Genomic DNA, 20574 nt, shown 5'->3' with positions numbered 1-20574 from the left:
TCATGGAGATCCGCAAGCTGGACCACCACGGCCTCAAGCCCGACAACGGGCTGCGGGCGCAGCGGCTGATGCCCTGGGAGGCGTTGAACGCCCCCTTCGAGGGCTCCTGGTGTGTGGTGCCGCCCGGGGCCGAGTCCGGGGCGCACGGTCACCACGAGTACGAGATCTGGATCGCGTTGACGGGCCAGGCGGAGCTCGTCACCGACGCGGGCACCACGCCGTTCGTCGCGGGGGACGTCGTGCACTTCCCGCCACACGAGCGGCACCAGGTGGTCAACCGCGGTGAACAGCCGTTCCAGATGTATGCGATCTGGTGGGATCACGAGATGGCGGACCAGTTCGTCGAGCGCCACCGGGCCGTGTCATGAGCCTGGACGAACCTCCGGTGATCGTGGTTCCGGCCACCCCCACCTCCAACGGGGGCCTGCACGTCGGGCACCTGGCGGGGCCGTACCTGGCCGCCGATGTCTACGCCCGCTACCAGCGTGCGCGGGGCAGGTTTGTCATCCACACCACCTGCACCGACGACAGTCAGTCCTTCGTGGCGACCCGCGCGGCGAACCTGGGGGTGGCCCCGGCGGACCTGGTGCGGGATGCCACCGCGCAGATCGGGCAGGCGTTCACCGCGCTGGGCGCCACCCTGGTCGGGCTGCCGCCGGTCGACGAAACCTACCGACGCACCGTGCTCGACTTCGTCACCGCCCAGCACCGGGCAGGCGCTTTCGAGCTGCGTACCGTCCGGTTTCCGTTCGCCCGGCGGGCCGGGGTCTGCCTCTACGACGCGCTCGTCTCGGGCACCTGTCCGACCTGCCTGGCGCAGAGCTCGGGCGGCGCGTGCGAGGCGTGCGGGCACCCGAACAACTTCGACGAGCTGCTCGACCCGTACTACACGCTCGACCCCACGGACGACGTCGAGCACCGCGAGGTGGAGATCCTCGTGCTGCCGTTGGAACGCCTGCGTGACCAGCTCGCCGACTACTACGCCCGGCACGCGCCCCGGTGGCGGCCGAACGCCCGCGACCTGGTCACGGAGCTGATGGCCGGCCCGCTACCGGATGTTCCGGTCACCGTGCCCGGCCAGTGGGGGCTGCCTGCGCCGTTCGCCGAGACTCCCGGGCAACGGTTGTACCCGTGGATCGAGGCGATGCCGGCGGTCATCTACAGCACGTGGTGGTCGGCGGGGCAGCTCGGCCGGCCGGCCGAGCGCACCGACCAGTTCTGGCTCGCCGACACCCAGCCCACGATCGTCTACCTCCACGGGTACGACAACGTCTTCCACTGGGGGATGCTCGACCTGGCCATGCTGCTGTCGCACCCGCAGCGGTACGCCACCCCGACGGTGACGGTGACCAATGAGTTCTACGAGCTGGACCGGGCGAAGTTCTCCACCAGCCGCGGCCACTTGATCTCCGCCACCGAACTGCTCGACCGCGTGCCCCGCGACCTGGCACGGTTCTATCTGGCCCTCACCGCCCCGGAGTTCCAACGCACCAACTTCACCGAGGCCGATCTGCGGGACGTGGTGGCCACCCGGCTGGTGCGGCCCTGGAACCTGCTGGCCACGGCGCTGGCCGAACTGACCATCCCGGACGGCGCGGTGTTGCCGGTGAGCGCGGCCGGCCGCGCTCGGGCCCGGGTGGTGGCCGACCGGCTGCGCCGGCACTACCATGACGACCGGTTCAGCCCGGGCGGGGTCGCCGACACGATCGCCACCCAACTGGACCGCCTGGCGCGGGCCCACATCAACCCGGACACCGCCGCCGACGTGCTGGCTCAGGTGCAGACCCTGCTCGCGTACGCCGCGCCGATCCTGATCGACGTTACCGACACGCTGGCCGGCGCCGGGGTACGGCTGCGGATCGACGACGGGTCCGTGGACAAGGTCACGATGTTCCGGTTGCCGATGCTGCCGGCCACGTTCGACCAGCTGGCTCCCGGCGCTGGCGCCGGACGAGCATCGTAGGAGAACCAGATGAAGTTACTCGCCATCGAGACCTGCCAGTATCTGGAGTACTACCTGTCGCGCTACGCGCAGGTGGAAGCCCTGGGTGCGACACTCTACGTGCTCAACGGTGAAGGTAAGCCGGACTTCTGGCCCGCCGAGCGGTACCAGGTGGTCGGCTCCCGCCACATCGACGACATCATCGCCGCCGGCAAGCAGTGGCACCAGGCCGAGGGCTTCGACGGGGTGTTGACGTTCTCGGAGTCGTCGGTGATCACCGTAGCGGCGGTGGCCGAGGCCCTCGGCCTACCCGGCATCGGAGTCGACACCGCCGTCAACTGCCGCAACAAGTACCTGATGCGGCAGGCGTACGAGCGGGCCGGCGCGCCCTCTCCCCAGTTCCGGCTGACCGGCACCCTGGCCGAGGCACATGCCGCGGCGGAGGAGTTCGGTTATCCGGTCATCATCAAGCCCACGCACGGCGCCGGCAGCAACTTCGTGTTCAAGGTCGGCTCCCCGGCGGAGCTGGCCGAGCGGTACGCGCAGGCGGAGGAAGGCAGCCGGGACATGTTCTGGGCGCGGTCCGAGCCGGAGGGGGTGGACCTCGGACCGAGCGGCCTGCTGGTGGAGTCGTTCCTGGACGGCGCGGAGTACCTGATGGAGGTGGTCGTCTGGGATGACGAGGTCTACCTCGGCTCGGTGGTGGACCGGATCACCATAGAGGGGCAGACCTTCGACGACGATGTCCACCACGCGCCGACGTCGATGAGCCCGCAGGACCTCGCAGCGGTGCACGACGTGGTCGCCGCCGGGGTGCGGGCGCAGGGGCTGCGGCGCAGCGTGGGGCATGCGGAGGTACGGTTCCACGACGGCCGGCCGCACCTTCTGGAGATCGCCGGACGGGTCGGCGGCGGCGGGCTCGACCTGATCGCCAGGCTGACCGCCGATCACGACCCGATCGCGGCGGCCGTCGACATCGCCCGCGGCGTGCGGCCCCGGGTGCGGCACTTTCAGCCCACCGGTACGCACACCGCGTCGATGTGTCTGATCTGCGCGGCCGGCACCATCGCCAGCGTGCACGTGCCGGCCGAAGTCAGCGAGTCGGAACGGACGTTCGACCTGAAGATCACCGCACGGCCGGGCGACGTCATCAAGCGCCCGCCGCACGGCAACACGATCCTCGGGTTCCTCGGCACCACCGGGACCTCGGAGGAGGACGCCTTCGCCACGATGATCCGGTTCGCGGACCTGATCAAGGTGGAGTTCGCCGACTGATCCGGGCCGCTCCCCCGGCCGTCCCGCCCCTACACCAGCAGCAGCAAGACAGACAGACAAGGACGATGGTTCATGCCGCAGACAGTCGAGGCCGTGGTGTCGCTCGGCCCGGGCCAACCGGTGCAGATCCGCGACATCGTGGTCCCGGACCCGGGACCGGACGAGGCAACGGTGCGGGTGCTGGCCTGCGGGGTCTGCCACACCGACCTGCACTACCGCGACGGCGTGATCGGCTCCGGCTACCCGTACCTGCTGGGACACGAGGCAGCCGGGATCGTCGAGCAGGTGGGTGACAACGTGACGCACGTCGTCCCAGGCGACCTCGTCATTCTCAACTGGCGGGCGGTCTGCGGGCGCTGTCGTCCCTGCCAGCGCGGGGCACCCGAGGCGTGTCTGGACGACCTCACCGCCAGCCGACCGATGACGTTGACCACCGGGGAACCGCTCGGGGCGGCGCTGGGCATCGGTGCCTTCGCCCGGCTCACCCTGGTCCACGCGGGCCAGTGCACCCTGGTCGACAAGGCGGTGGACCCGGCCGCTGCCTGCCTCCTCGGCTGCGGTGTGATGTCCGGACTGGGTGCGGCGATGCGCACCGGGGGCGTCAGTCCCGGAGACACCGTCGCGGTGATCGGCTGCGGCGGGGTGGGCTGCGCGGCCGTGGCCGGCGCGCGACTGGCCGGGGCGACGACCATCGTCGCTGTCGACATCGATCCGCGAAAGCTGCCGATGGCCACCCAGCTGGGCGCCACGCATGTCGTCGACGCCAGCCGGGAACCTGACGTGGTCTCCCGGATCCGGCAGATCACCGGTGGGCTCGGCGCCGACGTGACCATCGACGCGGCCGGGTCGCCCGAGACATGGAGCCAGGCTTTCCACGCGCGCTCCCTCGGCGGCACCTTCGTGCTGGTGGCCAGGCCGGACTCGTCGATGCGGCTGGACATGCCGCTGCTGGACCTGTTCCTGCGCGGCGGCACCTACAAGACCTCCTGGTACGGCGACTGCCTGCCCTCCAGGGACATGCCGATGATGGTCGATCTGCACCTGCAGGGCCGGCTGCCGCTCGACCTGTTCGTCACCGAGCGGATCGGCTTGGGCGACGTCGAGGTGGCGTTCGAGCGCATGCGCCGTGGCGACGTGCTACGCAGCGTCGTCTTGCTCGACTGATTACCTCGGCGGCTGGCGGGCGCCCGTCGGCCGCCGAGGACCGGTCACTCGCTGGTCTCCTGCGTGTCCCGGCGTCTGGCGCACCGCCAGAGCCACTCACCTCGACCGTTCCGCCATTCCACCCCGTTCAAGGAGCACGCGTGCCCTCAGCCAACGCCACGGCCCTCTCGATCAACTATCACGGGCGCCGGTTCCGGCCGGTCGCGGACGGCAGCGGGGAGCACAGCCGCGTCGCGAACTACTGGCAGGATGGCGACCTGCTCTGGGGCGAATTCACCGGGGGTCACGCGCGCCGGGGCACCCTCGCCGGACAGTGCCGGCCCGACGGCTCGGTCGACTTCGCGTACTGCATGGTGCTCGACGACGGGCGGATCATCGTCGGCGAGTGTCACAGCACCCCCGAGATCCTCCCCGACGGGCGCATCCTGTTGCACGAGACGTGGCAGCGCCACGGCGCCCACGCCGCCAGCGGCGTATCCCAGATCGAGGAGATCCCGGCGTCCCCGCCGGACAGGGACGCCTGACCTACCCGGTGCCGACCCGCGCGGTACCGGCGGACACCCGGACCGTGCGTCCTCACCTCATCACACGCCAGGAGTTGCCAGATGACCTCCGTCACCGGGGCCGCTGACCCGCCCAGGCTGCTGCTCGTGGCCAGCGGCATGCAGGCCTATCGGGAGTACCTGCTCGCCTCGCTCGGCTCCCACTACCGGGTTCACCTGTTCCACACGGTGGAGCCGACCTGGGAACTCCCCCACCTCGACGGCTGGACCGTGCTGGAGAACACCATCGACGGCCAGGCGATGGCGGCGGTGGCACGCGGGCTGCACGAAGAAGCGCCATTCGCCGGGGTCCTCTGCTGGGACGAGGGACGGATTCACGCCAGCTCCCACATTGCACAGGAGCTGGGTTGCCGTAACGGTGACCCGATGGTGATCTGGCGGCTGCGGGACAAGGCCCAGACCCGGCAGGCGCTCGGCCGCGCCGGCGTGCCGCAGCCGAGATCGGTCCCGGTGGCCACGGTCGAACAGGCACTTTCGGCGGCCGACCCGATCGGCTACCCCATCATCCTCAAGCCCCGTGGCCTGGGCGCCAGCCTCGGTGTCGTGCGGGTCGACGACGCCGAGGCGCTGCGCCGGTTCTTCCCTTTCACTCGGGACACCCCCGCGCCGGACCCGGTCCGCTACAGCACCGACGCGCCGGTCCTGGTCGAGGAGTGTGTGACCGGTGAGGAGATCAGCGTGGATGCCGTGGTGACCGACGGGCGGGTCGTCCCGCTGTTCGTCGGTCGCAAAACCGTAGGGTTCCCGCCGTACGCCGAGGAGGTCGGTCATCTGGTGGACGCGACGGACCCGTTGCTGCACGACGACGGGTTTCGCGCGCTGCTCCAGCAGACGCACGACGCGCTGGGCTTCCGCGACGGCTGGACCCACACCGAGTTCATGCTCAGCGCCCAAGGCCCGCAGCTGATCGAGGTCAACGGCCGGCTCGGCGGCGACCTGGTCCCGTACCTCGGGCTGCTGGCCAGCGGCCTGGACCCGGCCCTGATCGCGGCGGCGGCAGCCTGTGGCCGGTCCTCGGCGATTGTTCCGACCCGGCGGCGGGTGGCCGGGGTGCGCTTCCTCTACGTGGACGTCGACGACACGACCATCGGCCTGGTGACGGTCGACCGTGCGCAGTTGCCCGCCGCCGTCGACCAGGCGGTGGTCCTGGTTGACCCGGGCCGGACCGTGTCGCCACCGCCCAAGGGCACGGTCTGGGGCCGGATCGCGTACGTGACCGCGGTGGCCGACACGGCGCAGGAGTGCCAGGCCGCACTCGACATAGCGACGAAGGCCGTGCACTACACCAGGGCCTGAGGGGCGGCCCGGTAGGTGGTGCCCTCTGCGGGTCTGGTGCGATGCCGTGAACGTGAGCCGTGGCGCCCGCCGACTACGCCGCTCTGACCACGTCGCCGTCGTGGCGACTCTGGCCCAGCAGCCCCGCTACGGGTACGCCGCCGTCTCAGATGAGCCCGTGGGCGAGCATCGCCTCGGCGACGAGCCGGAAGCCGTCGATGTTGGCTCCGGCGACGTAGTTGCCCGGCATGCCGTACTCGTCGGCGGTGGCGTAGCAGCGGGCATGGATAGTCCCCATGATCTCCTGCAGCCGCTGCTCAGAATGGGCGAAGGTCCACGAGTCGCGGCTGGCGTTCTGCTGCATTTCCAGCGCGCTGGCCGCGACTCCACCGGCGTTGGCCGCCTTACCGGGCGCGAACCGCACCCCGGCCTCGGCGAAACCCCGCACCGCCTGCGGCGTGGTGGGCATGTTGGCCCCCTCCACCACGATGGTGCAGCCACCCGCGATCAGGGTGAGCGCGTCGGCGGCGGTGAGCTCGTTCTGCGTCGCGCAGGGGATCGCCACCTGGCAGGGCACGTCCCAGATCGGGCGACCCGCGACGAATGTGGCGTGCCGGCGCGCGTCGACGTATTCGTCGATCCGTGCCCGGCGGACCTCCTTGACCTGCTTGAGCACCTCGACGTTGATTCCCTTTTCGTCGTGTATGTAGCCGGAGGAGTCCGAGCATGCCACCACGGTGCCACCGAGCTGATGCACTTTTTCAATCGCGTAGATTGCCACGTTGCCCGAGCCGGAAACCACCACCCGCTTTCCGTCGAGACTGTCACCGCCGTCGGCGCGTAGCATCTCCTCGGCGAAGAACACCGCACCGTAGCCGGTAGCCTCCCGGCGCACCTGGGCGCCGCCGTAACTGAGGCCCTTGCCGGTCAGCACCCCGGACTCGTACCGGTTGGTGATCCGCTTGTACTGCCCGAACAGATAGCCGATCTCTCGGCCACCGACTCCGATGTCACCGGCCGGCACGTCCGTATACTCGCCGATGTGCCGGTACAGCTCGGTCATGAACGACTGGCAGAACCGCATCACCTCACGGTCGGAGCGGCCCTTGGGGTCGAAGTCCGACCCGCCCTTGCCACCGCCGATCGGCATGCCGGTCAACGCGTTCTTGAACAGTTGTTCAAAACCGAGGAACTTCACGATCCCCAGATAGACCGACGGGTGGAACCGAAGACCCCCCTTGTACGGGCCCAGGGCACTGTTGAACTCCACCCGGAAGCCGCGGTTGATGTGGACCTCACCGCGATCGTCCTCCCATGGCACCCGGAAGATGATCTGCCGCTCAGGCTCGCAGATCCGCTCGATGATCTTCGCGTCGGCGTACTCGGGATGCCGTTCCAAGGCCGGCACGACACTGTCGAGCACCTCCCGCACCGATTGGTGGAATTCGCCCTCGCCAGGATTGCGCCGCACCACCGAAGTGAAAATCGACTCTAGCTTGTCCTGTGCCGACATAAATACTCCTCGATGTGCAACCATGGCCGGTTTGCCGAGTGCGCGGGGCGAACCAGGTCCACCTGCAACCGCCACGACCATCAAGATCATAATGTCGCTGTAGGTAGCGGTTGGTGATACGGCAACTTCGGCATGTTGAGCGGGAAGCTCCGGCAGGACGAGGTTTCCTCACGGACCTCGCCCTTGGCCGGCGCTTCGCCGTGGTTCAGTGTGACATTCCCGCTGCTGACCCCGTCATCAGCGGTGCCGTTTGGCGAGGTGACGGCGCTGCGGACGCCTGCCGCGGCCCGCTGGCTGGCGACGAGACGTCTGGCTCCTACCGCTGAGACCGTTATGTCCGCCGACATCGAGCAAGAGCGGCGGGCGCGCTTCGAGTTCCGGCTGGAGGCCCTCCTCGACAGCCTCGCCGCCGCGCGACAGAAGGAATCACCCCGCCTCGGCCAGCGCGGCTGGTCGGTGGCGTACGAGACCTATGCTTCCGCGTGTCTGTCGCCCTACCTGGCGGGGGCCTGATCGCGGGAAAGGTGAGGGTGAGGTCCATGGGGGTACCGACGCTTGTCGTGTCGCTGACCCGGCCGAACACGTACCGCGGGATCGGGCCGGCGGTGGCGGCGGCCCCCCACGGCGCGCTGATCGTGGTGGAGCCGGGCCGTTACGACGGGCCGGTCACAGTGCGCGCGAAGGCGGTCACTATCCGTGCGGCCATGCCGGGTGGGGTGACGGTGGAGAACCGCGACGCCGCCCCTGCGGTCTACTGCGAGGGTGCCGAGGTCACGTTGCAGGGTCTGGTGCTGCGGACGTGGAGTTCCGAGGCGCCGGCGACAGTCTCGGCGGTCGGTGGAACCTTGACCTTGGAGCTGTGCACTGTCACCGGGCAGGCGGTCAACGCCGTGATCAGCGAGCGGGGTGCGGCCCACCTGCGCAGCTGCCATTTTCATGGGATGCGCCGCGGAATGGCCTTCGTCGATTCCAGCGGAGTCGTCGAACACTGCCGGTTGTGGGACTTCGACGAGTACGCGGTGTTGTCCAAGCGGGATAGCCAGCCGATTGTGCGGCACTGTCACGTCCAGAATGTCGGTCAGGGCTTCGAGGCGTTCGAGGGCGGGCGCGGCACGGTAGAAGACAGCCATTTCATCGGCGTACGGCAGACAGCCGTGGCGGTGAGTGGCCGATCCCGCCCGACCGTACGCCGGTGCCGGATCTCGGGCGGCCGGGGCAGTGGGATGGCGTTCAGCGGATCGGCCGGTGGACTGGTCGAGGAGTGCGAGCTAACGGACCTGGAGGGTTCTGGCATCGAGGTCTCCGGCGGGGCCGAGCCGGACATCCGCCGTTGTCTGATCGAACGGGTGGGCCGCAACGGAATCTACGTCAGCGGCGCGCAGGGAAAGTTCTCCGATTGCACCGTGACGGCCAGTCGGCTGCCCGCAGTCGCCGCAGTCGACGGAGCGGCACCGGAGGTGAACGGAGGTGTGCTGCGGGGCGCGCGAGAGGACGCACTGCTGATCCAGTCCGCCGCCGGCCGGTACACCAACGTCAAAATTGAGGACCCGGGCCGGTGCGGCGTGCGGGTGCAGGGCGGCGGCCCGGCTTTCACCGACCTGACGGTGACGGGCGGCGAGCATGGAATTGTGCTCGACGGCGCCCTGGATACGGATGTCCGAATCGACGGCGCCACTTTTCGAGGCGCGTCACAGAGCGGGATCGCTGCTGAGGGATCTGGCCGGCTTACCGGCACGATGGTGCGGGTAGAGGATGCGCCGGCGGGCGTGGTCGGGTCCGAGAGGATCTCGATCAGCCTCACCGACGCGACGGTCTCCGGCGGCATTGTCGGTGTCGTCGGGGCAGGCCAGGCCAGCCTGCGACTCGACCGCTGCACGGTCACCAGCATGACTGGGTCCGGGGTGGTGCTGCGGGAGCAGTCCCGGCTGGACATGCGGGCAGGCACGGTGCGCGACTGCGGCGGGGACGGCGTGCAGGTGGAAACCGACGCCCCGGTACTGGTCGACGGGTGCGAGTTCATCAACGTCGCCGGCGAACCGGTGCGTGGTGCCGACCGGCCGCTCGTGTCGGTAGGCGCCCCACACCCGCCCGACAACGCGCACGGACCGACTGGTTCGGCGGCCACTGCGGACGGCACCGGCCGCGACGACGATCCGGACCACGCCGCCGCCGGTCGCCCCGGCGATGCCGACGCCGCCACCACCGTCAACGCCGCGCTGGCGGAACTGGACGCGATGATCGGACTGGCAGCGGTCAAGCGCGAGGTACGAACCGTGGTCCACCTGATTCGGGTGGGCGAGCAGCGGCGGCGTGCCAACCTGCCGGTGCTGCCACTCAGCCGGCATCTCGTCTTCACCGGGCCGCCGGGGACCGGCAAGACGACCGTCGCGCGCATCTACGGGCGGCTGCTCGCCCAACTCGGCATGCTGTCGAAAGGGCAGGTCGTCGAGGTGGCCCGGGTCGACCTGGTGGGTGAATACCTGGGCAGCACCGCGCTGAAAACCTCTGCGGTATTCGAGCGAGCGCTTGGCGGCGTGTTGTTCGTGGACGAGGCCTACACGCTCGCCCGCCGGTTCGGCACCACCTCAGACCTCGGCTTGGAGGCAATCGACACCCTGGTCAAGCTGATCGAGGACTACCGGGACCAGGTAGTGGTGATCGTTGCCGGGTACCCCGACGAGATGGAGGGATTCCTGGCCACCAACCCCGGCCTCGCTTCACGGTTCACCAAGACCATCGAGTTCGTCGACTACACCCCCGACGAACTGCTCGCCATCGTCTCCGGGCTAGCCGGCCAGCACGGGTACGACCTGACGAAGCCGACCAGCGCCGCCCTGCGGGAGCGGCTCACCGAGGCCGCCCACGAACCGGACTTCGGCAACGGGCGCGGCGCACGGAAGCTGTTCGGCGCCATGATCGAACGGCAAGCTGAGCGGCTCGCGGACATACCGGCACCGACATCCGAGCAACTCCGGCTGCTACTGCCAGGAGACATCCCGCCTGCGGGCAGCTAACCCGGCATCCCCGCGACAGGAGTCGTGCGGCTTCGCCCGGTCGCGCATGAGGGCGGTTGTGAGACTGGTCTGCGGGATGGTCGACGGCTCGCACCCCTGGTCTTCAGGTTGCCGGTTGGATGCCGGCCTCGCATCGCCGCTGGCCGTCGAGGAGCGACGGCCAGCGGCGACCAGATGGCCGATCGAGGTTCGTATCCGGGCTACCAGCGCCACCAGAAGTAGAGGGAGTTGTTGGCCGAGCGCGCGGGCGGGGCGCCCCATCCCGCGACCCAGTTGGATTCGTAGTAGTTCTTGTACCGCTGGTAGTAGCTACCGTTGGTCACTTGGTGAACGTTGCTGTGTTCGAGGCCCTGGTTCGCGTCGTAGCGGAGGTAGTGTCCGGCGGTCATGCCGAGCGCGGACTCGGTCGAGACCGTGTCGTCGTCGTCGGAGCCGATCAACGTCCAGTCGGTGCCCTGCGCCGACTGTGGACTCTGGTAGAGCGCGTTCAGCAGCGGTGAACCGGGCGACATCTCGGTGCACTGCCGGTAGCCGTAGGTTGCCGCGCAGAGGCTTGCCTGCGACGTGCCGAGGTGCGGGGTTCCGATCGTGACGACGTCCTCGACGTAGAGGTAGGGCGGCCAGCCGCTGGCGTGCGCGGCGACGCCAGTGAGCGCCGAGCGGGCGATGAGCCCGCCCATGGAGTGCGCCACTATGTCGACCGAAATGTTGTTCTTGGAGTAGGAGCTGTAGATGTTCCAGGCCAGAAGCCGGCCGAGCTCGTAGATGGATACGTCTCGGTCGCCGTTTTCCCTGATCACCGTGTTGCAACCGTTGTCGCCCTTGTAGAAGCTGACCGTGTGGTAACTGCCGGTCCACCCCCACGAGCGCATGGCGTCGGCGGTCGACTTCCAGTAGCCCTCCCAGCAGTGGTGGGCGGGATCGCGGCCGAGCAGATCGAAGGTGAACCCGGGTACGAAGTAGACAGGTTCGTTGAAGCTGTCGTTGCGGGCGGGAGCGGCGTGCGCAGGCGTACCCATGGTCACCACCCCCAATATCGTGGTCAGGACGGCAGCCATGGCGCAGGCCAGGATCCGTTTGAGCAATGTGTACCTCCGGATGTTCAGTGCTGAATTGTTTTTCATCGCAGCATCGGCGGAGGAACAACACAACGACTCACGGTGTTCGCGTTTGTACCGAACCAACTCGAACGCGCTGGCCCCGGAACCGGGCCTGCGGCTATATTGATCAACTAGGGATGACGTCAGTGCGGGAAGGTCTTGTGGCTGAGCATGTTGACGGGCTGCCGAACCCGGAGGAAATCACTAGTGCGGAGGAGTTCCTCGCGGCCCTGCGCCAGCTACGAGCCTGGTCGGATCTGACCTATCGACAGCTCGCCCGCCGGGCGGAGGCTGCCGGCGACGTCATGCCCGCCAGCACGGCCGCCTCGATGCTGGCCCGTTCCAGCCTGCCCAGGGGCGAAATCGTCGCAGCTTTCGTCCGGGCCTGCGGGCTCGACGAGGCGGCGGTCGCCACCTGGGTCACGGTACGCAACACGCTCGCCACCACAGCCACGCGGCCGAAGAGCACAGCACCCGCCCCGCACGACGTTCCGCAGCCGGTGCCAGTGCCGGACGGTTTAGCCGTGCCCGCCATGCTGCCCGCCGACATCGCCGACTTCACCGGCCGAGAGGAGCACGTGACGCAGCTGTGCGAGTACCTGGCGGGCCTGCGGCGTGATGGTCGACAGCACCACGCGGTGCCGATCGCGGCGATCAGCGGCATGGGCGGTGTCGGCAAGACGACCCTCGCGGTCCACGTCGCGCACCGGTTGGCCGCCGCGTACCCGGACGCTCGGCTATACGTGAACCTGCGGGGAGCTGAGGCGTCGCCGCTGCGCTCCGGCGACGTGCTGGCCAGGTTCCTGCGCGCACTGGGCGTGCCCAGCCAGGTGATTCCGGCGGACGAGACCGAACGCGCCGAGCTGTACCGCACCCGCCTCGCCGACCGCCGAGTACTGCTGGTGTTGGACAACGCCGCCACCGAGGAGCAAGTCCGACCGCTGCTGCCGGGCACGGCGACCTGTGCGGTCCTGCTGACCAGCCGGATCCGGCTGACGGGCATCGAGGGCGCCCGTCGCGTCGACCTCGACGTGCTCCCGCCCGCCACCGCGATCCGGCTGCTGGCCAGCGTCATCGCGGACGAGCGAGTGGCGGCACAGCACGCCCAGGCGGCACAGATCGTCGGACTGTGCGGCGGGCTACCACTGGCGGTACGCGTCGCCGGCGCGCGGCTCGCCGCCCGGCCCACCTGGCAGCTCGGTCATCTGGCGGCGATGCTCGGCGACGAGCGACGACGCCTGGACCAGTTGGTGGCTGGCGACCTGGCCGTCCGCGCATCGCTCGCGCTGAGCTATCAAGGGCTCGAACCGGAAGTACGACAGCTGTTCCGGATGCTCAGCCTCTTCGACCTGCCCGACTTCCCCGCCTGGTTCACTGCGATCGTGCTCGATGCCACCCTCGAACGCGGGATCGAGCACGCCGAGGCGTTGGTGGACGCGCAGCTACTCACGGCCGCCAGCACCGATGTCGCCGGGCAGCCGCGCTACCGCTTTCACGACCTGGTGCGACTGTTCGCGCGGGAACGCGCCTCGCTCGAGGACACCGAAGAATCACTCGCCGACGCGCTCACCCGCGGGTTCGGTGGCTGGCTGGCCATCGCCGAACGGATGGCCGAGCGCATACCCGGTCCCTGCTATGCGGCGATCAGCGGGCACGCGCCACGTCCGCCCATGGACTGGCTACAGCGGTTCCCGTCGCATACCGATGCGGGTCGGTGGTTCGACGCCGAACGAGCGGCGCTGCTGTCCCTGATCCGGCAGACCTGCGTGCTCGGCCTCGACGACGTGGCATTTGACTTGGCCGGGTGCATGGAGAAGTACTTCGACCTACGCGGCATGTACAGCGACTGGGCCGACACCAACACTGAGGTCATGTCGGTGTGCCGTGCGGCGGGCAACCTGCTCGGTGAGGCGGTCATGCTGCGCGGTCTGATCGATGTGACCACCTGGACCACCGACGGCCCCGACGGTGACGCGATGTCCCGGCTGCGCGACGAAGCGTTCCGGCTACTGGGCATGTTCACCGAACTCCGACACGAACAGGGCATGTGCGACGCCGCCGTGATGTGCTCGTGGGCGCTCACCGCCATCGGGGACCTTCCGGCCGCTGCCGCCCACGCCCGTCGTGCCCTGTACCTCGCCAAGCGGTCGGATCACCCGGGCGGCCGGATCCGAGCCCGGTTGGCGCTGTCGATCGTCAGCTACGAGCAGGGGCGCTTCGCCGCCGCCGCCGGTGGCCTGACCGATGCGCTGGACGAGGCGCGTGCGTTGGGCAACCCACGCTGGGTCGCGACCGTCCTGCAGTTTTCCGGTATCGCCTACCGCGAACTCGGCGACCTGGAGCGCAGCCACGGCATGCTTCACGAGTCGCTGGGCATCTCGCGGTACTACGGCGACAGGTATACCGAGGTGTTGACGCTGCTCGCGCTGGCCCGCCTGGATCTGCGGCGCGGTGGTCCGGACGCGCGGGTCACCGCCGAGGCGGCGGTGACGCTCAGTCGCGGGTACAACATGAGCCATCACCTGGCCGAGGCCCTCGCAGTGCTGGGCGACATCGAACTGGCGGAGGACCGCCCGGCTCGGGCGATCGGTCACCTTGAGGAGTCCGTTGCGATGTGGCGGACACGCGGGTGGCATTCGATGCAAGCCGCCACGCTCACCAGCCTGGGTAAGGCGTATGCGCACACCGAGCCGTCGGCCGCGCGACGGGCGTTCGAAGAGGCAGCTGCGATCTTCACCCGCCTCGGCGACACCGCCAGGCTCGCCGGGCTCCTCCCCCACCTTTCCGCCGCCGACGCCGACGCCGACGCCTGCTGACGCCCATCGTCGTGATGTGGGCGGCAGCCACCCGTCCGACTCTGGTCTGTTCCGTTTGCGGATCGGCGGCAGAGCCGCTGCCGTCCGGCCGCATTCCTCAGTCTGTTCGGAACAGTGCCGAACGCGTCCGGACAGCCTGGACAGTTGTCAGGGGCGACCGATGGTGCTCTGATTACTCCACTGTTTCGGTAAGGAACACGGAAGCGCACGTCGACCAATCGGGTCCGGTCTTCGGCCGACGCTGCGGCTGACCGCGCCGAGCCGTGCGCCCAACATTCTGGAAAGGAGTTCTTATGAAGCCGACCACCCGCATGAAAAGGCTCTTCCTCGCACCACTGGCCATAGTGCTCATGAGTTTGCTCGGGCTGACCGTCGCACCCGGCGTAGCGCACGCCGCGTCGTACGTCGCTTTCGGAGTGTCCGATGGCCACCAGAGCTACGGTTTCTACGAGGGTTCGGTTGTCGTCAACGCGACGAATGTCAAGATCAATGGCAGGATCCACCCGACGGGTTCGACCGCCAAAGCGTGCGTCTACGTCCACGTCGAAACTGACGTCGCAGCCTACAACAACCTGGCCGCATGCGCGTACTCCCCGAACTCCCTGACGTTCGCCACACGCACGTTCCCCTACTCCGGGGATGCTTATTCGGTGGTGGTCACTGTGTGTTCGTTCGCACCATTCTGGGATCAGGTGACATGGCAGTGCGGCGACCCACGGGAAATCATCTGAGGAGACGGTCCATGAACAATACGCCCAGCCGGGTGCTGGCCACGATCTGCGCGACGGCGGCGGCCTCAACCGCCCTGGCGCTGTTCCCGGGCGGGGCGGCCTTCGCCGCCGCCGATCCTGCGTGCTCAGCGGTCGCCATCGCCCCGGTTTATTCGGGAGGAACAGTCATCGCGAGCGGCGAGGTGAACTGCCTCAACCCGAAGAAGATCTCCATGACGGTCAAGTTGCGGATGGACGGCCACGATGTCGCCAGCAACAGCTACACGGCCGTGATCGCCACGTACGGCGTCTACGCCAACACCAGCGCCCCCAATCGCAGCGGTGATCAGGAATGGTGCACCGTCGTGTCGGGCATGGGCGCCCAGGCCACGCGTTGCGAGACCGACGATTTCTGAGTTCCGGCAAACGGATCCGGATCGTGGTACGTCTCCCCGGTCAACGCGACGTAAGCGCTGCTGAGGCGATACTCAAAGCCGTGATGGGGTAACGGTGGGACTGGCTGCTACCGCAGCCAGTCCCACCGCCTCCGGTCCGGACGTCGCAGCAGCGACGACCTGCTCGACGTCTCCCCAGCTCCGCCGAAGCCGAGCCGGGCCCGCAGGTGAGATCCGCCGTTCACGCGGAGATCCTCGCTGGACAGGCTCGTGAACACGGTCTCGCCTCCCGCCCGGACCGCCGTCGTCCGGCTATTCGCGGCGGCCGTAGATCCATACCGCCAGCGGGCAGAACGACAGGAATATCGCCGCACACCAGATGAGCGTGATGGTGAGCAGGTCGCCGGGCGGCGTTCCGTTGAGCAACGCGCGGCAGGCGTCCATGACGGCGGTCACCGGGTTGATGTGTACCCAGGGGAGGCTCGTGGTGGGGTGGCGAGGCTGGTACCGAGCTGAAGCGGTAGGAAGGTCAGGAAACTGAACGCCAGGACGGCCTCGGCGTCCGTTGACGATGGCGCCTGGATTGCGCGAGGTCTTGGCGAGGCTGCGGCGGGCGAGGATGAGGCTGTGGCGTAGCCAGCGCGGCGGTCGGCCTGCTTCGCCTTGAGCGAACGGGTGGGTGTGGTCATGTCAGGGCCCCTACGGAGTCGGCGTGGCGGCTGCTGCGCTGGTCAGGGCGCGGAATGCTTCGTCGAGGCTGGGTAGGCGTAGCGACAGCTCGCTGATGTCGACGGCTTGGCGGCGCAGTTCGGCGGCGATCTGGAGGAAGTCGTCGTCATCGGACACCGGCACGGCGAGTTGGCGCCGGGTGGAGCGTGCCGGGGTTCGGTCTGTGACGGCGGTGAGGATGGCGGCGGCGCGATCGGCGTCGGCGGGGTCGTTGACCCGCACGTTGACGGTGTGTCCGCCGACCTGTTGTTTGAGTTGAGCTGGAGTTCCGCTGGCGATGACCCGGCCGCGGTCGATAACCATGACGGCGTCGGCGAGGGTGTCAGCCTCTTCCAGGTACAGGAAGACCACCTGGGGATGACCGACCAGGCTCGCCGCCAGGTCGAGCCGGCGGCGCATGCCTCCGGAGTACGCCGCGACGCGCCGGTTGCCTACCTCGGTGAGGCCGAACCGAGACAGCAGTTCGTCGGCCCGGCGGGTGGCGTCGCGCCGGGTCAGGTCGAGGAGCCGACCGACCACACGCGCGGTTCCGCTGTCGGGCCTGAGCAGGGTGGCGAGGACACGGATGAGGGTGGTCTTGCCTGCGCCGTTGGGCCCAGCAAACCCAGAATCTGGCCCCGGGGAACAGCGAGGTCGACGCCGTTAAGGGCGGTGGTGCCGCGGAAACGCTTGGTGAGCCCGTGCGCTTCCAGGCCGTGGTGGGTCATGGCGCTCCCTTCGGTGAGAACCTACAGACAGACAACATCCGGATGTTATCAACATCCGGATGTTGGCAGTATGCTGCAAGCGGACGAACACGGCAGAGGGGGTTCCGATGGTGCGCTTGACCCGGGCGCAACAGCAGGTGCGTACGCGTGCATCCGTGCTGGCGGCGGCGACGCAGGAGTTCGCCGAGCACGGCTACGCCGATGCCAGAATCGATCGCATCGCCGCTCGGGCGGACCTGACCCGAGGCGCCGTCTATTCGAACTTCCCGAGCAAGCGGTCGTTGTACCTGGCGGTTCTGCTCCAGTCTGTGCCGCGCACGGCCGCGCTGGACGCGCCCGCCGTGGCGATGGATGTGGCAGCGGCGGCCGAGGCCTTTGCGCGCGTCTGGCTCGAACGGCTGCCGCTGGCCGGTGATCCGCCCGCCGCCGCCAAACTGAAGTCCCAGTCACTGACCGGGGTGTTCGACGACGAACCCGGGCGCAGCGCCCTGGCCGAGCTCACGACGTTGGAAGGCCTGCTGGTGGCTCTTGCGCTGGAGTCCTGTCAGCCACGCGATGCGGGTCGGCGGGTGCGGCTGGCTGAGCTGATCCTGACCCTGCTGAACGGGGCAGGTCATCTTGCCCAGACCGCGCCCGGCTTCGGTGACCCGTTCGACGTGGCGCGCGCCTGCCGTCATCTCGCCGGTCTTGATGTGGCCGACGTCTGGAACCCACCCCACCTGCCGTACGTCGCCGCACCCGAACTGTGTTGCGACACCTGGACACCGCCTACGGAGTTGACGGATGCGATCAGCGACCGTCCCGTCGGGTTCGACAGCGACGGACTCGTCGTGGTCCTCGGAACAGGCCGCCTGGGGGCGGCCGAGGAAGCGGTTCGTGCCGCCCGGCCGGGGGACCTCGTCACTGTCGCGGTCGTCACGAGCGACCCGGCCGAGACCGGAGCACTGGTCCGACTGAGGATCACCGACCTAGCCGCCCGCCTGCGACGGCTGTTCGGGCCGGCGATCAGCCCGTCGATGCGTCTCGTCCTCGATGACCAGGCCGCGCTCGCGTCCGCCATCGGCGCCGGTGCCGCCGAGGACACCGAAGCCGCGATACGCATCCGAGCCGGGAAGATCATCGCCCGGGCATACGGCCGGGGCGCCGCCTACGCGGCAGCAACCACCCCTGTGGCCGAGGCACAACGCGAGAGGGACGAACGATGACGGGCTCCACGGGATCGGTCGTGCTGCACGTGCTTCGCTGCATCGGATTCGCCGAGCTGTCCCGCCTTGCGGATGCAGTCGGCCTTCCTGCGGCGGAGGTGGAGTCCCACCTGATCGATCTCGCCGTGGCCGGCTTGGTGACGCGGACACCGGGCGAGTTCGGCGGGTGGGGTCTCACCGAGGCTGGCCGCGTCGAGAACGCCCGACGGGTTACCGGCGAGGTCGACGCCACCGGTGCCCGGGACGCCGTGGCCGCGGCGTACGAGAAATTCATGGTGCTGAACCCCGAGCTGCTGGATCTTTGCTCCGCATGGCAGCTACGTACCGTGGATGGCGTTGTGACGCCGAACGACCACTCCGACCGCGCGTATGACGCTCGGGTCCTGGACCGATTCGCTGACCTGGACCAACGTGCCCAGGCGGTGTGTGCGGACCTGTCCGCGGCGTTGCCGCGGTTCCGGCGGTACCGGATCAGACTCGCCGCAGCGCTCGACCGTGCCCAGGCCGGTGCTCTGGAACAGCTGGTCGACACCATCACCTCTTACCACACCGTGTGGTTCCAACTCCACGAAGACCTGCTCGCCACCCTCGGCATCCCGCGTCAGTGGGCCGCCATCCGATGAGCTGGATCCATCCCCTCACTCCCGACACCGACGAGCCCCCGACGCTGCTTGGCGGTAAGGGACACGGTCTCGTCGTGTTGCGGCGTCTCGGCCTGCCCGTTCCGGCCGGATTCGTCATCGGCACCCACGCCTGCCGCGCCTTCCTCCGTGCCGGGCGGTTACCGGAAGGCCTTGACGCCGAGTTGGCCACCGCCGTCCAAGGACTTGAGGCGGCCACCGGGAGGCGCCTTGGTGCCGCCCGACGGCCCCTGGTCGTGTCGGTTCGGTCCGGTGCCGCCGTGTCGATGCCTGGCATGATGAGCACCGTCCTCAACCTCGGCCTCACCACCGAGGCGACCGGCGGGCTGGCTGCCGAGACCGGCAACCCGGCCTTCGCGCAGGAGGCGCGCCGGCGATTCCTGACCAGCTTCACGGCCGCTCTCCACGGGACCACGGACGAGGCGGAAGCCGGCACTCGGCTCTCCGGCACAGCTGTCGCTGACGACGCGATGGACCAGCTGCGGGCGGCGGTGTGTGCCGTCTTCGCGTCCTGGAACACCCCGCGCGCCATCACCTACCGCGAACTGCACGACATCCCACACGAATCAGGCACTGCCGTAATCGTCCAAGCAATGGTGTTCGGCAGCCGCGACGAGCGCAGCGGCACCGGCGTCGCCTTCAGCCGCGATCCCAACACCGGCGAGAAGAGCCCGTTCGGTGACGTTCTGTTCGGCCGGCAGGGCGAGGACGTCGTCTCCGGACGGTCCAGCACCCGGCCGTTGCCCGAGCTCACCGACCGGGAGCCTGCGGTATGGGAAGACCTCCTGGCGGCCCTGCACCGGATCGAACAGCACTACCGCGACGCCTGCCACGTCGAGTTCACCTTCGAGGCAGGCCGCCTGTGGCTTCTGCAGGTACGGCCCGGCGGCCTGACCGGCCGCGCCGCGATCCGCGTCGCCGTCGACCTCGCCGATGAGCAGCTCATCGACCGGCACACGGCCCTGGGGCGGATCTCACCACAGCATCTGCGCAACGCCCACACACCCCGGATCCGCACCGGCGCCGGGCTCGACGTCCTCACTCGCGGCCGGGGCGCATGTCCCGGTGTCGCGGCCGGGCGCATCGCAGTCACCGCCGACCGGGCCGCACGCATGGCCGCCGACGGCCCGGTCATTCTCGTACGCCCCTGCACCTCACCGCTGGACATGCACGGCCTGGCGGCCGCCACCGGGATAGTCACGACCCTCGGCGGACCCACCAGCCACGCGGCCGTCGTCGCCCGAGCCATGGGCAAACCCGCCGTCGTGGACGCCACCGCCCTCACCGTCGACGTGGTGGCGGAGTGTGTGCGGGCCGGCGAACGCGTCGTCGCCGAAGGGACACTCGTCACCATCGACGGCACCAGCGGAGAAATCGTGATCGGCAACCCGGGCAGCGCCACCGTAACCGTCGACAGCCACCTGAACCGCCTACTCGATTGGGCCGACGAGATCTCCGGCAACCGATCGCAACGCCCGGACCAGGAACGCCTCATCGCAGCGCACGCCCGGCTGTGAGACGCCCG

At 69.0% G+C, this 20574-nt stretch carries 18 protein-coding genes; 14 read left to right on the top strand and 4 right to left on the bottom strand.

Annotated elements, in window-relative coordinates:
- Nucleotides 1-2: 2 nt before the first annotated feature.
- The 6 genes from ACFYZF_RS24185 to ACFYZF_RS24160 all read left to right on the top strand — a co-directional run bounded on the left by ACFYZF_RS24185 (nucleotide 3) and on the right by ACFYZF_RS24160 (nucleotide 6240).
- On the top strand, nucleotides 3-368 hold the full coding sequence (locus ACFYZF_RS24185; protein ID WP_387024337.1) for a cupin domain-containing protein: 366 nt from the start codon (nucleotides 3-5) through the stop codon (nucleotides 366-368).
- Nucleotides 365-1963, top strand: a complete 1599-nt coding sequence (locus tag ACFYZF_RS24180; RefSeq protein ID WP_387024335.1) for a class I tRNA ligase family protein — start codon at nucleotides 365-367, stop codon at nucleotides 1961-1963. The genes ACFYZF_RS24185 and ACFYZF_RS24180 overlap by 4 nt, the downstream gene beginning before the upstream one ends.
- Nucleotides 1964-1972: 9 nt before the next feature.
- Complete coding sequence (locus ACFYZF_RS24175; RefSeq protein WP_387024333.1) at nucleotides 1973-3217, top strand: ATP-grasp domain-containing protein; 1245 nt, start codon at nucleotides 1973-1975, stop codon at nucleotides 3215-3217.
- 72 nt (nucleotides 3218-3289) lie between these two features.
- Nucleotides 3290-4381, top strand: coding sequence for an S-(hydroxymethyl)mycothiol dehydrogenase (locus ACFYZF_RS24170; protein WP_387024331.1), 1092 nt, complete (start codon nucleotides 3290-3292; stop codon nucleotides 4379-4381).
- A gap of 140 nt (nucleotides 4382-4521) precedes the next feature.
- On the top strand, nucleotides 4522-4905 hold the full coding sequence (locus ACFYZF_RS24165; protein ID WP_387024329.1) for a hypothetical protein: 384 nt from the start codon (nucleotides 4522-4524) through the stop codon (nucleotides 4903-4905).
- An 81-nt stretch (nucleotides 4906-4986) separates the two neighbouring features.
- Nucleotides 4987-6240: an ATP-grasp domain-containing protein gene (locus ACFYZF_RS24160; RefSeq protein WP_387024328.1), complete on the top strand. Its 1254-nt coding sequence runs from the start codon at nucleotides 4987-4989 to the stop codon at nucleotides 6238-6240.
- A 145-nt stretch (nucleotides 6241-6385) separates the two neighbouring features.
- On the opposite strand, the gene gdhA is transcribed toward ACFYZF_RS24160, so the two are convergent.
- Nucleotides 6386-7732, bottom strand: coding sequence for an NADP-specific glutamate dehydrogenase (gdhA, locus tag ACFYZF_RS24155; RefSeq protein ID WP_387024326.1), 1347 nt, complete (start codon nucleotides 7730-7732; stop codon nucleotides 6386-6388).
- Nucleotides 7733-8065: 333 nt separating this feature from the next.
- Between gdhA and ACFYZF_RS24150 the strand changes: the two genes are divergently transcribed.
- Together ACFYZF_RS24150 and ACFYZF_RS24145 are read left to right on the top strand one after the other, a co-directional pair.
- The gene (locus ACFYZF_RS24150; RefSeq protein WP_387024324.1) at nucleotides 8066-8245 is read left to right on the top strand and encodes a hypothetical protein; all 180 of its coding nucleotides are present in this window, start codon (nucleotides 8066-8068) and stop codon (nucleotides 8243-8245) included.
- 92 nt (nucleotides 8246-8337) lie between these two features.
- Nucleotides 8338-10746, top strand: coding sequence for a right-handed parallel beta-helix repeat-containing protein (locus tag ACFYZF_RS24145; protein WP_387024322.1), 2409 nt, complete (start codon nucleotides 8338-8340; stop codon nucleotides 10744-10746).
- Nucleotides 10747-10946: 200 nt separating this feature from the next.
- On the opposite strand, the gene ACFYZF_RS24140 is transcribed toward ACFYZF_RS24145, so the two are convergent.
- The gene (locus ACFYZF_RS24140; protein WP_387024320.1) at nucleotides 10947-11804 is read right to left on the bottom strand and encodes an esterase/lipase family protein; all 858 of its coding nucleotides are present in this window, start codon (nucleotides 11802-11804) and stop codon (nucleotides 10947-10949) included.
- 203 nt (nucleotides 11805-12007) lie between these two features.
- Between ACFYZF_RS24140 and ACFYZF_RS24135 the strand changes: the two genes are divergently transcribed.
- The 3 genes from ACFYZF_RS24135 (at nucleotide 12008) to ACFYZF_RS24125 (ending at nucleotide 15788) form a co-directional block, all read left to right on the top strand.
- The gene (locus ACFYZF_RS24135; protein WP_387024318.1) at nucleotides 12008-14662 is read left to right on the top strand and encodes an ATP-binding protein; all 2655 of its coding nucleotides are present in this window, start codon (nucleotides 12008-12010) and stop codon (nucleotides 14660-14662) included.
- A 293-nt stretch (nucleotides 14663-14955) separates the two neighbouring features.
- Complete coding sequence (locus ACFYZF_RS24130) at nucleotides 14956-15393, top strand: hypothetical protein (protein WP_387024316.1); 438 nt, start codon at nucleotides 14956-14958, stop codon at nucleotides 15391-15393.
- 11 nt (nucleotides 15394-15404) lie between these two features.
- Complete coding sequence (locus ACFYZF_RS24125; protein WP_387024314.1) at nucleotides 15405-15788, top strand: hypothetical protein; 384 nt, start codon at nucleotides 15405-15407, stop codon at nucleotides 15786-15788.
- A 291-nt stretch (nucleotides 15789-16079) separates the two neighbouring features.
- On the opposite strand, the gene ACFYZF_RS24120 is transcribed toward ACFYZF_RS24125, so the two are convergent.
- Nucleotides 16080-16223, bottom strand: coding sequence for a hypothetical protein (locus ACFYZF_RS24120; RefSeq protein WP_387024312.1), 144 nt, complete (start codon nucleotides 16221-16223; stop codon nucleotides 16080-16082).
- Between the two features lie 243 nt (nucleotides 16224-16466).
- On the bottom strand, nucleotides 16467-17063 hold the full coding sequence (locus ACFYZF_RS24115; RefSeq protein WP_387024441.1) for a DUF4162 domain-containing protein: 597 nt from the start codon (nucleotides 17061-17063) through the stop codon (nucleotides 16467-16469).
- 247 nt (nucleotides 17064-17310) lie between these two features.
- Here ACFYZF_RS24115 and ACFYZF_RS24110 point away from each other — a divergent pair, with 247 nt between their 5' ends.
- From ACFYZF_RS24110 to ACFYZF_RS24100, 3 genes are read left to right on the top strand one after another with little or no spacing between them, the layout of a single operon-like run.
- Nucleotides 17311-18408, top strand: coding sequence for a TetR family transcriptional regulator (locus tag ACFYZF_RS24110; RefSeq protein ID WP_387024311.1), 1098 nt, complete (start codon nucleotides 17311-17313; stop codon nucleotides 18406-18408).
- Nucleotides 18405-19031 (top strand): transcriptional regulator, encoded by a 627-nt coding sequence (locus ACFYZF_RS24105; RefSeq protein WP_387024309.1) that lies wholly within the window; start codon nucleotides 18405-18407, stop codon nucleotides 19029-19031. The genes ACFYZF_RS24110 and ACFYZF_RS24105 overlap by 4 nt, the downstream gene beginning before the upstream one ends.
- Entirely contained in the window at nucleotides 19028-20566 is a 1539-nt protein-coding gene (locus ACFYZF_RS24100; RefSeq protein WP_387024307.1) for a pyruvate, phosphate dikinase, read from the top strand. Before ACFYZF_RS24105 ends, ACFYZF_RS24100 begins: the two co-directional genes overlap by 4 nt.
- Nucleotides 20567-20574 lie beyond the last annotated feature (8 nt).

The organism is Micromonospora sp. NPDC001898, assembly GCF_042891255.1.
Lineage (GTDB): Bacteria > Actinomycetota > Actinomycetes > Mycobacteriales > Micromonosporaceae > Micromonospora.
The sequence above is the reverse complement of the archived record's forward strand: the minus strand, read 5'-3'. Positions and strand labels throughout refer to the sequence as shown.

Coding starts and splice junctions, on each gene's coding strand:
- ACFYZF_RS24105 (WP_387024309.1), top strand. CDS start 18,405: ATGACGGGCTCCACGGGATCGGTCGTGCTGCACGTGCTTCGCTGCATC.
- ACFYZF_RS24150 (WP_387024324.1), top strand. CDS start 8,066: ATGTCCGCCGACATCGAGCAAGAGCGGCGGGCGCGCTTCGAGTTCCGG.
- gdhA (WP_387024326.1), bottom strand. CDS start 7,732: ATGTCGGCACAGGACAAGCTAGAGTCGATTTTCACTTCGGTGGTGCGG.
- ACFYZF_RS24110 (WP_387024311.1), top strand. CDS start 17,311: ATGGTGCGCTTGACCCGGGCGCAACAGCAGGTGCGTACGCGTGCATCC.
- ACFYZF_RS24160 (WP_387024328.1), top strand. CDS start 4,987: ATGACCTCCGTCACCGGGGCCGCTGACCCGCCCAGGCTGCTGCTCGTG.
- ACFYZF_RS24180 (WP_387024335.1), top strand. CDS start 365: ATGAGCCTGGACGAACCTCCGGTGATCGTGGTTCCGGCCACCCCCACC.
- ACFYZF_RS24140 (WP_387024320.1), bottom strand. CDS start 11,804: ATGGCTGCCGTCCTGACCACGATATTGGGGGTGGTGACCATGGGTACG.
- ACFYZF_RS24130 (WP_387024316.1), top strand. CDS start 14,956: ATGAAGCCGACCACCCGCATGAAAAGGCTCTTCCTCGCACCACTGGCC.
- ACFYZF_RS24170 (WP_387024331.1), top strand. CDS start 3,290: ATGCCGCAGACAGTCGAGGCCGTGGTGTCGCTCGGCCCGGGCCAACCG.
- ACFYZF_RS24185 (WP_387024337.1), top strand. CDS start 3: ATGGAGATCCGCAAGCTGGACCACCACGGCCTCAAGCCCGACAACGGG.
- ACFYZF_RS24125 (WP_387024314.1), top strand. CDS start 15,405: ATGAACAATACGCCCAGCCGGGTGCTGGCCACGATCTGCGCGACGGCG.
- ACFYZF_RS24100 (WP_387024307.1), top strand. CDS start 19,028: ATGAGCTGGATCCATCCCCTCACTCCCGACACCGACGAGCCCCCGACG.
- ACFYZF_RS24175 (WP_387024333.1), top strand. CDS start 1,973: ATGAAGTTACTCGCCATCGAGACCTGCCAGTATCTGGAGTACTACCTG.